Origin of the sequence: Ligilactobacillus ceti DSM 22408 (assembly GCF_000423245.1) — a bacterium.
GTDB lineage: Bacteria > Bacillota > Bacilli > Lactobacillales > Lactobacillaceae > Ligilactobacillus > Ligilactobacillus ceti.
The window spans coordinates 1-13,923 of record NZ_AUHP01000012.1 but is presented as its reverse complement, the minus strand read 5'-3'; the positions used below and the strand labels follow the sequence as shown (position 1 = coordinate 13,923).

The following is a 13,923-nucleotide window of genomic DNA, read 5'->3' as shown; positions in this document are numbered from 1 at the left end:
TTAAAAAAGCTGTCGGAAATTATATTTCCGACAGCTTTTTAATGTTCTTCTGATTGTTGTAAATCAATTGGTCGTACAAGATAAACATTTTGGCAAAAGCCTTTGAGACTATTGTAGAGATGTTGGGCTCGAGAATGTTTTTTACAAATACCAAAAACCGTCGGGCCGGACCCACTCATAACAGCTGCATCAGCACCAAATTTTAACATTTTTTCTTTTAAAACTAAGATATTAGGGTGACGTTGAGATGTCACAGCTTCTAAACTATTCCCCATATGTTGGCATAAATTTTGTGGATCATTATTTTTGATGGCTTGAACAACAGCATCAACATTTTGATGTGGTAATGTATCATAATCAATACTGCGTAAAATTTTGGGTGTCGAGACACTTGTTTTCATTTTAGCGATTACAATCCACATTTGAGGTAGTTTGGGTAGCGGTGTGATAATTTCACCTTTTCCTGTGACGTGAGCTGGTGTGCTATAAACACAAAAAGGTACGTCTGAATCAATACTCAAAGCAAGTTTAGCTAATTCAGCTTTTGAGAGACCGAGCTCCCAAATCTTATTTAAACCACGTAAAACAGCAGCGGCATCAGCAGATCCACCACCCATTCCAGCCGCAACTGGGATGTTTTTTTGGATCTTGATTGAGACGCCTTCTTGAATCTTGTATTTACGTTGGAGTAATTTAGCTGCTTGATAGGCGAGATTACGTTGATCACACGGTAAGAATCCAGAATTTGTTTCGACACAAATTGCTAAAGAATCAGTATGTGTTGTGATTTGCACATAATCAGCGAGATCAACAGCTGTCATTACCATTGACCATTCTGGAGAACCATCGGAATGGCGGAATGGTGTATCAAGACAGAGGTTAAGTTTAGCTGGAGCTTTTTCTGTGATTTCCATGACGTTCCCCCTTTCTGAGTAAATTGAATTAATTTAATTATACTGATAACTGACACGTTTGCAAAGGAAGACCTCTTAGAGAGGCGGTTTTTGCTGCGATTTTATGAGTCGGGCTAAGTTATCAGCTGTTTGTTGTAAATTTTTGGGAGCTGTTGCTAAAGCTTCTGATAAAGGCATTGCTTGTGGAGTAATACTGAAAAAAGCGGTGAAACCTAAGTCGTATAAAGTATCGAGATCAGAACCTAAGCGCCCAGCTAAACCGATGACAGGGGAGTTAGGTGCGACTTCTTGAGTAGCTTTTAAGACTCCAAATGGTGTTTTACCGAATTGCGTTTGATAATCGATACTGCCTTCCCCGGTAATGACTAAATCAGCTTGTTTTAGGTGTTGTTTTAAATCGGTCGCAGCAATCACGGTTTCAATGCCGGAAGCTATTTTAGCCGGTGTAAACGCTAAAAAACCAGCCGCTAAACCACCAGCGGCTCCGGCTCCTGGAATATTAATATTTTTGTGGAATTGACGAGCAATAATTGTAGCGTAATTTGATAAGCTTTGTTCTAAAATTAATTGTTGTTGAGTATTGGCTCCTTTTTGTGAGCTGAAAACTTGGGTTGCACCTTGAGAACCTAATAAAGGATTAGTTACATCACAAGCTAATGTGATTGTTGTATCTTTTAAACGTGGATCTAAGTGAGTACAATCAATGGTAGTTAAATCGGTGAGATAACCGCCACCGAAAGGAAGTTCTTGTTGATTAGCATCTAAAAAACGAATTCCCAGAGCTTGCGCCATACCAGCGCCACCATCATTTGTAGCAGAACCACCTAGGCCGATAATTAAATGTTTGACACCTAAGTCTAAGGCAGCTGTGACGAGTTGGCCTGTTCCGTAAGTTGTCGCATCTAAAATAGATTGGGTAGGCTGTGGTTTGAATTGGATACCACTAGCAGTAGCCATTTCAATAATCGCGGTTTTTTGATCGCCTAAGAGACCGAATTGAGCTTTAGTCGGTCTGTGATACGCATCTAAAACTTCGACTTCATAAAAAGAACCATGAGTCGCTGCTACTAGAGCTTGGGCTGTTCCTTCACCACCGTCAGCTAAGGGAACGGTTAGTATTTCTGCTTTTGTAAAATGATTTTGAAAAGCTTTTTGGATAATTGCGGCGGCTTGTTGTGCAGATAAACTTCCTTTAAAAGAATCCGGAGCAATTACAATTTTCATCTTAATCACCACTTTAAATAATTTATTATCTTCACGATAGCAACTCTGAAAAAATTAAGCAACTACTTTTGGAGAAACGCTTAACAAATCAGTTGACAATCATGAAGTGAAATGATAATTTAAAAGGGCTGTGTTTAAAAGGCGAACATTATACAAAAACAGAATATTTTGAGATAAATAACTGTAAAAACCTTTGTTTTTGAATAAAAACCGAATTATTTATGTTTTTTAAAGGTGTAATATGGTATAAATACGTAAGAAGAACGCCGAGTAACACGAAGATAAAAAAGAGAAATAAAGTCAATTAAAAGGGGTGTTAAAGTGAAAGTAAGAAGAAGTGATCGTTTAATTGATATGACACGTTATTTGTTAGAACGTCCGCATACTTTGATTTCTTTAACTTTTTTTGCAGAACGTTATGAATCAGCAAAGTCATCAATTAGTGAAGATTTAGCCATTATTAAAAGAACATTTAAATATCGTGGAATTGGGATTTTAGAAACAATTCCGGGTGCTGCGGGAGGAGCGCAATTTATTCCTTCTATTTCGGAACAAGAAGCACGTGCATTTATTGAAGATATGACAAATGAATTATCACAAGAAGACCGCCTCTTACCAGGTGGATATGTGTATCTTTCTGATTTGTTAGGTCGTCCAGATGTTTTACGCCAAGTAGGCCGTGTAATTGCCCGTGAATATGTTGATCAACAAATCGATGCTGTTATGACAGTAGCGACAAAAGGTGTTCCGATTGCACAAAGTGTATCTAGTTATTTGAACGTACCTTTTGTAATTGTTCGTCGTGATTCTAAAATTACAGAAGGTTCCACTGTTTCTGTGAACTATGTTTCTGGATCCAGTGAACGTATTGAAAAAATGGAATTATCTAAACGGAGTCTTCCACGTGGAAGTAATGTTTTAGTCGTTGATGATTTCATGAAAGGCGGCGGAACTGTGAATGGTATGAAGAGCATGATTGAAGAATTTGATTCTAAATTAGTCGGAATTACTGTTTTTGCAGAAGCTGCATTTAGTGGTCGTCGTGTAATTGATGAATATACATCATTATTGAAAGTTGACCAAGTAAATACAATTGATAAAACAATTAGTGTGAGCCCAGGGAACTATTTAGATAAAGTATTTAAAAACGATTAAAAAATAAGGAGCAACGTTATTTAAGATAACGTTGCTCCTTTTGATTTATTTAAGATCTTAAAGTTAATTGACCATCATTTAAATCATAAATTTTATCCGCATGATCGGTTAAACGTAAATCATGTGTCACGACAATGACAGCTTTATTTTGCGATTTGGCTAAATCTTTTAAAAGTTGTCCAACTTCTGTCACACGTTGTGAATCTAAAGCGGCAGTTGGCTCATCAGCTAAAACGATCGTAGGGTCGGTATAGAGAGCGCGTTGTAAAGCAACACGTTGTTTTTGTCCACCAGATAATTCACTGGGGTATTTGTGTTGGAGATTGACAATGTCGAGTTTTTCGGCCAATTGATGCATAGCTGCAGATGATAGATTGCCGGATTTTTTAACTTTATCAACTAATTTAAATTGTTCATTAACTGTTAAAAAAGGGACTAAATTATATGATTGTAAAATAAACCCAATTTCATTCAGACGTAAATTGTTTTGTTCTTTTTTAGAAAGTTGACTGACATTGATATCATTAATCGCTACTTGTCCATTTGTCGCAGTGAGTAATCCACCAGCGATGGTTAAAAAGGTACTTTTACCAGCGCCAGAGGGACCTAAAATTAAAACGACTTCACCAAGTTCAGCGGAAAAATTCACATCTTTTAAAACGTGTACTCGTGCAGAACCACTTCCATAATATTTATTCACATTTTTTAATTCAATTGCTGGCATTTGACTAACCTCCAATGACTGAAACCGGGTCAACTTTGAGAATAGTTTTCACCGGTATTAAAGAACCAAGAATCGAAATCACTAATAAACCACCACCAACGGCTGTTAGTAAAGGCAAATTAAAGGCCATGGGAACAGCTTTAGGGATAATGAACGCTGTGATAGTTGTTAGCAGTGCACCGATGATTAAGCCGCTTAACACGAGAATGCTAGATTGGGCGATGGTAGCTTTGACTAGAAAACTGGCAGGGATTCCTTGCACGCGTAAGACTGCATAATTTGGTAGTTTTTGAATGGTAATAATATATAGGAACACAGCGATGACGATTAAAGAAATTACCATTAAAAAGCCAATCATCATTTCAAAAGTAGCATTTTGAGCGGCATAACCAGGAAGTTTATCCACAAATTTTTTAGTAGCATAGCTTTTAAGGTTATCCACATGGGGATTAAAATCTTTGGTTTGTGAAACAATAGCACTCGCTACGAATTGGGAATTAGTATTTTTTAAATCAGACCAAGCGCTTAATTTCCCATAAATAGCTGGGGCAATATTGATTTTGGCATTTTTAGTAAAACCAACAATTTTATATGGTGTAGTTAAGGAGTTGAGTTTTACTGATTGGCCAAGTTTGTAATGATATTGATCTTGGAATGCTGTATCCATGACGATTTCATGTTTGTTGGTAGGTTTATGACCGCTAGTTAATGTTAAATCATGAGCTAAAAAACTATCGGACTCAATTCCGAGAAATTGACTAGCGACTTTTTCGTGATTTCGGCCTTTAACGACAATTCCAGCTTGCCCTAGTAAAGCTTGTTTGTTCCCAAGATTTAAATCATGAGCTTGTTCCTTGGTAATTAAAGATTGTCGTAAACTTAAGTCGGCATCTTTATTTAAAACAATCGATTTCATATCCCATGATTCGATGGCAGCGGTATTTTCTTTGGAAAGACCTAAGGATAAACTAGATAAAATAAAGATTAAGTAACTAACTAAAACAATCATGGCAATAATTAAACCATAACGTAATTTTTCATATTTAATTTCTTTCAAAGCTAAAAACATCGAACTCTTCCTCTCTTTTGCTTAAGCTTGTTGTAAGATAGCTTGAATAATAGGTGAGACCCGCGCTAAAATTACTTCTTGTTGTGCGGGATAACGATAACAATCGCGAATTGTTTGGTGGCTTAAAACAGCGATACTCCATTTGATGGCGTCAGTTTCAGGTTCGGGTGCCTGTAGTGAACGGAGACTAATTTCATTTTCTAATAAATGCATTTTAATAAAATCAGCGTAAGAACTAGTTTGTGATTCATTTAAAAAGTTTTTGATTTCAGATAAATAAAATTTTGATAACGCAGCAGGAGAATTAGAATCTTTTGGTGCGTGTTTTAAGTTGGTATGAATTTCTTGCATAGCTACTTTGTATAAATAAAGATAAGCATCGTTTAAATCAGTGAAATATTTATAAAAAGCACCACGAGCAATTTGCGCTTCTTTTACAATTCGGGAAACTTGGGCCTGGGCTAAGGGGTAATTAGCAAACTCGTGTAAAAGAGCTAAAGTTATTTTTTGTTGTTTTTCAGTTGGTAGATTTAAAAATGTTTGGCTCGGCATAGTAAAGAACATCCTTTCTGTAAACACAGGTGACACGGTGTCACTTTTTGAATAAGATAAATATAAACCTTAGGTGACACAGTGTCAACTAATTGTGATTATTTTTTTTGAAAAGGTTGAAAAAGGTTGATAGCTTGCGAAAAATAAGGGTCTACGATATTATTAATAGGATAAGGTAATTTAAATATAAAAATAAAATAAAAATAAAATCGAGGGAAGCTTATGACAGCGAAATATGCCGTAATTCTAGCTGCTGGTCAAGGAACTAGAATGAAATCTAAATTATATAAAGTTTTACATCCAGTATGTGGTAAAACAATGGTGGATCATGTTTTAACACAAATTGAAAAAAATGATATGGATGAAATTGTGACAATTGTTGGTCATGGTGCTGAAGAAGTTAAAGAAGTTTTAGGTGATCGTACAAAATATGCTTTACAAGCAGAACAATTAGGAACAGGTCACGCCGTTTTACAAGCGGAAGATTTATTAGCTGATAAAGATGGGATGACAATTATCGCATGTGGCGATACACCATTATTTACAGCGCAAACATTTGCCGAATTATTTGAATATCATCGTTCTAAAGATGCGGTGGCAACGATTTTAACAGCACAAGCTGACAACCCATTTGGTTATGGTCGAATTATTCGTAATGATATTGGAATCGTTGAAAAAATTGTGGAACAAAAAGATGCCACACCAACTGAAGCAGAAATTCAAGAAATTAATACAGGTGTCTATTGTTTTGATAACCGCGAATTATTTAAAGCTTTACATAAAGTTAAAAATGATAATTCTCAAGGTGAATACTATTTACCAGATGTAATTGAAATTTTCAAAAAAGAAGGCAAAGTTATTGCGGCGTATCGAATGCATGATTTTGCAGAATCATTAGGTGTTAATGATCGAATTGCTTTAGCGAAAGCTAGCGAAACAATGCGTGCTCGGATTAATAAACAACATATGCAAAATGGTGTAACAATTGTTGATCCTGCTAGCACTTATATTGATGTTGATATTGAAATTGGTAATGATACTGTGATTGAACCCGGTGTACAACTTAAAGGTCAGACTGTGATTGGTAAAGAATGTAAAATTGGTGCTCATTCTGAAATTATCAACAGTCGTTTAGCTGACCATGTGACAGTTACAGCTTCAACAATTGAAGATTCTGTCATGGAAGAAGGTTCTGATATTGGACCATATAGCCATTTACGACCTTTAGCTCATATTGGTAAAAATGCTCATATCGGTAATTTTGTTGAAATTAAAAAAGCTGACATTGGTGAAAATACTAAAGTTGGTCATTTAACATATGTTGGTGATGCAACATTAGGTCATGATATTAATGTTGGTTGTGGAACAGTCTTTGTAAATTATGATGGTGTTAATAAACATCATACTAATGTTGGTGATTATAGTTTTATTGGTAGTGGTTCTAATTTAATTGGACCTTTAGAAATTGGGGATCATGCGTATATTGCAGCGGGTTCGACGATTAATCAAGATGTCGAATCACGTGATATGGCGATTGCTCGTGGCCGTCAAGTTAACAAAAAAGGTTACTTTGATCGTTACCCAGTGGCCCAAGCTGCTGCAGAAAACGAAAATAAACAAAAATAACTCAACATTTTTTTGATAACGGGTTGATTTTAACGTATGAAATGCTTTAATATTATATTTAAAGTATGTAAATTTGTATAAAACAGTATATTATTGGAGGCTGCTATGTCGGAACATTATAATGATCCAAAGCTTAAGATTTTTTCGTTAAATTCAAACAAACCTTTAGCTCAAAAGATTTCTGAAGCTACAGGTATTCCTTTAGGGAAGATTTCGGTTGACCGTTTTAGTGACGGAGAAATCAGAATTAACATTGAAGAAAGTGTCCGTGGTGCTGAAGTATTTATCGTGCAATCAACTTCTGCTCCTGTAAATGACAATTTGATGGAATTGTTAATTATGGTTGACGCTTTACGTCGTGCTAGTGCAGCAACTATTAACGTTGTAATGCCATATTATGGTTATGCACGTCAAGATCGTAAAGTTCGTTCACGTGAACCAATTACAGCTAAGTTAGTTTCTGATATGTTAGAAAAAGCTGGCGCAGATCGTGTAGTTGCTTTAGATTTACACGCTGCACAAATTCAAGGTTTCTTTGATATTCCAGTTGACCACTTAATGGGTGCACCTTTATTAGCTGATTACTTCTTGAAGAATAATCTTGATAAAGATGTTGTAGTTGTTTCACCTGACCACGGTGGGGTAACACGTGCTCGTAAGTTGGCAGAATTTTTAAAGGCTCCAATTGCGATTATCGATAAACGTCGTCCAAAAGCAAACGTTGCAGAAGTTATGAATATCATTGGTTCTGTTGACGGCAAACGTTGTATCTTAATTGATGATATGATTGATACAGCTGGTACAATTACATTAGCTGCTCAAGCATTAAAAGATGCTGGTGCAACTGAAGTTTATGCTTGTGCGACACATCCTGTTTTATCAGGTCCTGCGATTGAAAGAATTGAAAAATCACCAATTAAGAGTTTAGTTGTGACAGACTCAATTCAATTACCTGAAGAAAAACAAATCGACAAATTAACACAAATTTCCGTTGGTCCATTAATCGGGGCTGCAATTCAATGTATTCATAATAATGAACCTGTTAGTCCATTATTTAGCAATCGTTTCCGGAATTAAAAAGCACGTTAAAAAACTAGCCAATCTCTTTTAAAGAGATTGGCTAGTTTTTTTATTAATATTTAAAGATCATTGTGATGATCCACACGGGCAATATTTTGATAACGAGTAGCGACTTGTTCTTCTTGTTTGAGAGCTGTTTTTTCATCAAAAACAATATAAGGATGACCATCTTTTTCTTGGACAATTAGGACGGGTTGTTGCGCTTTTTTGTGATAAACTTGCGCTGAGATATAAGCTTTTTGATAATCATAATCACTTGCGATTGAATTACCAGGATTAAAAAAGACATTTTCAGACATATAATCACCTCATTGATTTATTAACTTTAGTTTATCACTTTTAGGCGGTGAATTGAACTAAACGCCCTTGTCGGCTATTGCTTTTATATGAAGCGATATGATACATTTAAAGGAAATGAAAAGAAAAAGCGAGGCAAAAAATTGATAACAGTTACAGATTTAAATTTAACACTTTCCGGACGTGTCTTATATGATGAAGTTAACCTCAAATTCACACCAGGAAACTGCTACGGCGTGATTGGTGCGAATGGTGCCGGTAAATCAACATTCTTAAAATTACTTTCAGGTGAAATGCAAGCAACTTCTGGGAATATTTCAATTGGTGCGAATGAACGTTTATCTAGTTTGAACCAGGATCACTTTGGTTTTGAAAAGTTCACAGTTATGGATACAGTTATTCAAGGTCATAAGAAATTATATGAAATCATGCAAGCAAAAGACGCTTTATATGCTAAGGAAGATTTCACAGAAGAAGATGGAATTAAAGCTGCTGAATTAGAAGGCGAGTTTGCTGAAATGGATGGTTGGAATGCTGAAGCCGATGCTGCTCAATTATTACAATCATTAGGTATCAAAGAAGATATGCACTACTTAAAGATGAGTGAATTAACTGAAAGTGAAAAAGTTAAAGTCTTATTAGCACAAGCTTTATTTGGCCAACCAGATATTTTGCTTTTAGACGAACCTACGAACGGTTTAGATGTGCATACAATCGATTGGTTAGAAAACTTTTTAGCTGATTATCCTAATATCGTAATCGTTGTTTCTCACGACCGTCACTTCTTAAACCAAGTATGTACAATGATGTGTGATGTCGATTTTGGTAAGATTAAACTTTATGTCGGAAACTATGATTTTTGGTTAGAATCAAGTCAATTAGCTGCTAAATTACAAGCTAATGCCAATGCTAAAAAAGAAGAAAAAATGAAGGAACTGCAAGACTTTATCGCGCGTTTCTCAGCTAATGCTTCTAAATCTAAACAAGCAACATCACGTAAAAAACAATTAGAAAAAATTACTTTGGATGATATTCGTCCATCTTCACGTAAATATCCATTTATTAAATTTGAAATGGAACGTGAATTAGGAAAAGATTTATTACGCGTTGAAAATGTTTCTAAAACAATCGATGGCGTGAAAATTCTTGATAATGTCAGCTTTATTTTACGACCAGGTGAAAAAACAGCTTTAATTTCTCGTAGTGATGTTGCGACAACAACATTAATGCGTATTATTGCCGGTGAAATTGAACCTGATAGTGGTGAAGTTATCTGGGGTCAAACAACTAAACGAAGCTATATGGCTAAAGATTTGAACGAGTCATTTGAAAATGATCAAATGCAAATTCTTGATTGGTTACGTCAATATGCATCTAAAGAAGAAGACGATAATACATTCTTACGTGGTTTCTTAGGTAAAATGTTATTCTCTGGTGATGATATCGAAAAAGAAATCAATGTCTTATCCGGGGGAGAAAAAGTTCGTTGTTTATTATCTAAGACAATGTTAGAAAAAGCTAATGTTCTCATTATGGATGATCCAACCAACCACTTAGACTTAGAATCTATTACAGCTTTAAATGATGCAATGATCGATTTTAAAGGTTCAATTATTTTCACATCTCATGACCATGAATTTATTCAAACTGTGGCTGATCATATTGTCGAAGTATCTAATAAGGGTGCAGTTGATTTAGCAGAAACAACATACGATGAATATCTTGACCATGCTGATGTTCAAAAACGTGTAGCTGAACTTTATTAATAATAAATAATAATTAACACGACGGATGAAAGACGTGGAGTATCATATTTTTATTAAGACTTGATGCTTGTCTTTAAATCGTTGTGTTTTTTTATACTTTTTAAAAATATTGTAAATAAAAGAATACGTCAGAGTCATAAAAAATTAAAAAAATCACTTGAAAAAATTAAAAAAAGCTCTTATAATTGGACTATACCGCATTGGGCTATACCAATACGAATTAAGAGAGAGTATTACTAGGAGGATAACGATGAAGGTAATTATTGTTAAAGATCAAAACGCTGGTGGAAAAGCTGGTTATGAAGTGTTCGCAAATGCAATCGAAGAAGGTGCAACAGTCTTTGGTTTAGCGACAGGTGGAACTCCAGAAACAACATATCAAGAAATTGTTAAAAGTGATTTAGATTTTTCTAAATGTACTTCAATTAATTTAGATGAATATGTTGGCTTATCAGCAACAGATCCTCAGAGTTATCATCACTACATGCAAGAACATTTATTTGAAAATAAACCATTTAAAAAATCATATTTACCTGATGGTCAAGCAACTGATGAAAATGCTGAGTTAAAAGCTTACGACCAAACAATTCAAGATAATCCAATCGACTTACAATTATTAGGTATCGGAACAAATGGTCATATTGGTTTCAATGAACCAGGTTCTGATTTTAAAGGCCAAACACATAAAGTTAAATTAACCGATTCAACGATTGCAGCTAATGCACGTTATTTCGAAGATGAAACTCAAGTACCTCATTATGCATATTCAATGGGGATTGGCTCAATTATGCAAGCCAAAAAAATTCTTTTGGAAGCTTATGGCGAAAATAAAGCTGAAGCAATTGCAGCAACTGTTCAAGGTCCGGTCAGCGAAGAGTGTCCTGCAAGTATTTTGCAAACACACCCTGATGTAACTTTGATTATTGATGAAGCGGCTGCAAAATTATTAAAAAATAAATAAATAAATTAACAAGCTCGAAGGTTAACTTATCAAAAAGTGGATGAAACTAGTAAATCTAGTTGGCAGCTTGTTGATGAAAGTTAGTCTTTGGGCTTTTTTGTTGTCATACATTTTATAAATTATATTAGTCAAAATAGGAGGTTGGAAATGGACACAACACCGAGGAAAGTAAGTCTGTTTTTAGTTTTTTTAGTAATGTTTAATATTCTCTTGAATAGTATGAGTGCTGTTTGGCAATCAGTGAGAGCTACTGATATTAGTAACAATTCACCTGCCACTTCAGCTCAACAAAAAATAGCGTCAAAACCAAATGAACCAACATTCGTTTCTGATGGAGGAAAATATACACTTTCATATATTTTAAAAAATTATAATTTGTTTTTACAAGATGATTATCAAGGGACGCATGTGGTAGGTCCCGTGGTAGTAGGTGGATCTTTTGAAAAATATTTAGGTGGTTTAACGGTGGGGAATAAACCAAATGGTTACCCGCATAAAGTGCCGTCATTTATTGGCGGTAAAGTGGCCAATAATCTTACTTTTAATATTTATTCGGATGTTCCGTTATATTTAGGGACGGTTAATCAAGGAAATACATACTATATTAACCGTGCGGAATATCGTAGTTACTTTGCTAATAATCAAATACGTTATACCGATCATTATGTAGATTTTTCTCAATGGCAAAAATTAAAAAATGAAGCTATTGCTTTAAATCATACATCTAATGTTCATTTATCATGGGATGCTAAAAATAAAAGAGTTATTAGTTCTGATGAAACAAAATGTAAAATTACCGCTGGCTATAATCAAAAACAAATGGCTAAACTCCAAGCTGGATGTTCAGTGACTGTGGATGAAAATGTATTTCCACATATTATGTTTGATGTTTTAGGTCATTCTACAACTGATGATACGATTATTTGTAGTATGGGTGAAAATATCCAATTACCCGATTTATTAATTAATGGTCAATATCCAAAAAGTATTGAAGATAATAAAGAAGGATTAGCGATTGTATATGCTTTACCGAATGCGAAAACAGTGACTCGTCAAGGTGAAGTGACGGGGCATATTGTGGCACCAGATGCTAAAGTCGATATTCATGGTGGTAATTATAACGGAACGATTATCGCAAAATCTATGCATACTAATGCTGAAGGGCATATGTGGTTTTATAACGGTAAGAAATTAGCATATGCGACCATAGAATTGCATGTGAAAAAACTTTGGGATGATGATAGTAATCGAGATGGTAAACGTCCAAAAAGTATTTTTGTACAATTATATGGTGATCAACAAAAAGTTGGGCCAGTTGTTAAATTAGATGATACGAATAATTGGACATATACTTGGAAAGAGTTTCGTAAAGATTTAAAAGGGAATGTGATTAATTATCGTGTAGATGAAGTGTCTGTTCCAACAGATTATTCTAAAACAATTCAACATGATGCTGCACAACATCAATGGACAATTACTAATCATTATACGAATTTAAAAAATACTATTAAAGGTGAAAAAATCTGGCGTGATAATAATAATGAAGATGGTTTGCGACCAAAATCGATAGACGTGAAATTGATCGCTAAAGTTAATGGTGTTGAATTTCCTAAATATAATCAAACGCAAACTGTCAAACCAAAAGATTTTGCCAACAATAAATGGTCTTATGAATTTAAAGATTTACCAGTTTATGATCATGGGCAAAAAATTGACTATAGTTTGAAAGAAATTAACGTTAATAAACATTATACGAGTCAGATAAATGGTTTTAATATCATTAATACCCATCAAGTTAAAAAGACAGCGGTCTATGTGAAAAAAGTCTGGCAAGATGAAAATAATTTGGAACAAATCCGCCCGAACCAAATTAAAGTTTGGTTATTGAAAAATGGTCAAAGAACCAAAAAATTTAAAGTTTTAAATAATCAAACAAATTGGGAAGCTGAATTTGTTAATTTAAATATGTATGAAGACGGCAAATTAATTCAATATAGTATTGAAGAAGAACCAGTTAAAGATTATCAAGCTAGTGTGATTAACACTAAAAAAGGTTTTAATTTAATCAACACGCATCAAGTTGAAAAAACAGAAATTAAAGGCCAGAAGACTTGGAAAGATGATAATAATCGCGATGGACTACGTCCAATAAGTATCAAAGTGAAATTGATTGCGAAAGTTAAAGGGAAAGAAATTTCTGAATTAAGTAAAACCCAAGAATTCAAGCCAATCAATGTTCGAGATAATATATGGCATTACAGTTTTGGTGAGTTACCAACACATTACCAAGGCTCAAAAGTTAAATATAGTGTCAAAGAAATCGATGTGCCTCAAGGATACCAAGTCACAGAAAAAGGATTGGATTTAATTAATACGCATCAAGTTGAAAAAACGGAAATTAAAGGCCAAAAGACTTGGAATGATAATAATAACCAAGATGGACTACGTCCAGAATCAATTACAATTCGCTTGTATGATGGTGACGGTGAAGTAAAACATATTACAGTAACAGCTAAAGATAAGTGGAAATATAGTTTTACAAACTTACCAGTTAA

Annotated in this window: 12 protein-coding genes; 6 read left to right on the top strand and 6 right to left on the bottom strand. The window is 34.6% G+C overall.

Annotated features, from left to right (window positions below):
- Nucleotides 1-38: 38 nt before the first annotated feature.
- Both ispE and G540_RS0100540 read right to left on the bottom strand, forming a co-directional pair.
- Complete coding sequence (gene ispE, locus G540_RS0100545; RefSeq protein ID WP_027106398.1) at nt 39-914, bottom strand: 4-(cytidine 5'-diphospho)-2-C-methyl-D-erythritol kinase; 876 nt, start codon at nt 912-914, stop codon at nt 39-41.
- A 75-nt stretch (nt 915-989) separates the two neighbouring features.
- Nucleotides 990-2,138, bottom strand: a complete 1,149-nt coding sequence (locus tag G540_RS0100540) for a glycerate kinase (protein WP_027106397.1) — start codon at nt 2,136-2,138, stop codon at nt 990-992.
- 321 nt (nt 2,139-2,459) lie between these two features.
- Here G540_RS0100540 and purR point away from each other — a divergent pair, with 321 nt between their 5' ends.
- The gene (gene purR / locus G540_RS0100535; RefSeq protein WP_027106396.1) at nt 2,460-3,293 is read left to right on the top strand and encodes a pur operon repressor; all 834 of its coding nucleotides are present in this window, start codon (nt 2,460-2,462) and stop codon (nt 3,291-3,293) included.
- Between the two features lie 49 nt (nt 3,294-3,342).
- Here purR and G540_RS0100530 read toward each other — a convergent pair whose 3' ends face one another.
- From G540_RS0100530 to G540_RS0100520, 3 genes are read right to left on the bottom strand one after another with little or no spacing between them, the layout of a single operon-like run.
- Nucleotides 3,343-4,017, bottom strand: a complete 675-nt coding sequence (locus G540_RS0100530) for an ABC transporter ATP-binding protein (protein ID WP_027106395.1) — start codon at nt 4,015-4,017, stop codon at nt 3,343-3,345.
- 4 nt (nt 4,018-4,021) lie between these two features.
- Complete coding sequence (locus G540_RS0100525; protein ID WP_027106394.1) at nt 4,022-5,086, bottom strand: ABC transporter permease; 1,065 nt, start codon at nt 5,084-5,086, stop codon at nt 4,022-4,024.
- 21 nt (nt 5,087-5,107) lie between these two features.
- The gene (locus G540_RS0100520; protein ID WP_027106393.1) at nt 5,108-5,638 is read right to left on the bottom strand and encodes a TetR/AcrR family transcriptional regulator; all 531 of its coding nucleotides are present in this window, start codon (nt 5,636-5,638) and stop codon (nt 5,108-5,110) included.
- Nucleotides 5,639-5,860: 222 nt separating this feature from the next.
- Here G540_RS0100520 and glmU point away from each other — a divergent pair, with 222 nt between their 5' ends.
- Both glmU and G540_RS0100510 read left to right on the top strand, forming a co-directional pair.
- Nucleotides 5,861-7,264 carry a bifunctional UDP-N-acetylglucosamine diphosphorylase/glucosamine-1-phosphate N-acetyltransferase GlmU gene (gene glmU / locus G540_RS0100515; RefSeq protein ID WP_027106392.1) on the top strand — a complete coding sequence of 468 codons (1,404 nt, stop codon included), beginning with the start codon at nt 5,861-5,863 and terminating at the stop codon, nt 7,262-7,264.
- Nucleotides 7,265-7,369: 105 nt separating this feature from the next.
- Complete coding sequence (locus tag G540_RS0100510) at nt 7,370-8,341, top strand: ribose-phosphate diphosphokinase (protein WP_027106391.1); 972 nt, start codon at nt 7,370-7,372, stop codon at nt 8,339-8,341.
- A 62-nt stretch (nt 8,342-8,403) separates the two neighbouring features.
- Here the strand turns inward: G540_RS0100510 and G540_RS0100505 are convergent, their stop codons facing one another.
- Nucleotides 8,404-8,643 carry a hypothetical protein gene (locus G540_RS0100505; protein ID WP_027106390.1) on the bottom strand — a complete coding sequence of 80 codons (240 nt, stop codon included), beginning with the start codon at nt 8,641-8,643 and terminating at the stop codon, nt 8,404-8,406.
- A 141-nt stretch (nt 8,644-8,784) separates the two neighbouring features.
- Here G540_RS0100505 and G540_RS0100500 point away from each other — a divergent pair, with 141 nt between their 5' ends.
- The 3 genes from G540_RS0100500 to G540_RS0100490 form a co-directional block, all read left to right on the top strand.
- Nucleotides 8,785-10,407 carry an ABC-F family ATP-binding cassette domain-containing protein gene (locus G540_RS0100500; protein ID WP_027106389.1) on the top strand — a complete coding sequence of 541 codons (1,623 nt, stop codon included), beginning with the start codon at nt 8,785-8,787 and terminating at the stop codon, nt 10,405-10,407.
- Between the two features lie 250 nt (nt 10,408-10,657).
- Complete coding sequence (nagB, locus tag G540_RS0100495) at nt 10,658-11,368, top strand: glucosamine-6-phosphate deaminase (protein WP_027106388.1); 711 nt, start codon at nt 10,658-10,660, stop codon at nt 11,366-11,368.
- Between the two features lie 147 nt (nt 11,369-11,515).
- The coding region (locus G540_RS0100490) for a Cna B-type domain-containing protein (RefSeq protein WP_027106387.1) at nt 11,516-13,923 on the top strand (2,408 nt) is incomplete at its 3' end.

Coding starts and splice junctions, on each gene's coding strand:
- G540_RS0100505 (WP_027106390.1), bottom strand. CDS start 8,643: ATGTCTGAAAATGTCTTTTTTAATCCTGGTAATTCAATCGCAAGTGAT.
- ispE (WP_027106398.1), bottom strand. CDS start 914: ATGGAAATCACAGAAAAAGCTCCAGCTAAACTTAACCTCTGTCTTGAT.
- G540_RS0100530 (WP_027106395.1), bottom strand. CDS start 4,017: ATGCCAGCAATTGAATTAAAAAATGTGAATAAATATTATGGAAGTGGT.
- G540_RS0100525 (WP_027106394.1), bottom strand. CDS start 5,086: ATGTTTTTAGCTTTGAAAGAAATTAAATATGAAAAATTACGTTATGGT.
- G540_RS0100520 (WP_027106393.1), bottom strand. CDS start 5,638: ATGCCGAGCCAAACATTTTTAAATCTACCAACTGAAAAACAACAAAAA.
- nagB (WP_027106388.1), top strand. CDS start 10,658: ATGAAGGTAATTATTGTTAAAGATCAAAACGCTGGTGGAAAAGCTGGT.
- glmU (WP_027106392.1), top strand. CDS start 5,861: ATGACAGCGAAATATGCCGTAATTCTAGCTGCTGGTCAAGGAACTAGA.
- G540_RS0100540 (WP_027106397.1), bottom strand. CDS start 2,138: ATGAAAATTGTAATTGCTCCGGATTCTTTTAAAGGAAGTTTATCTGCA.
- G540_RS0100510 (WP_027106391.1), top strand. CDS start 7,370: ATGTCGGAACATTATAATGATCCAAAGCTTAAGATTTTTTCGTTAAAT.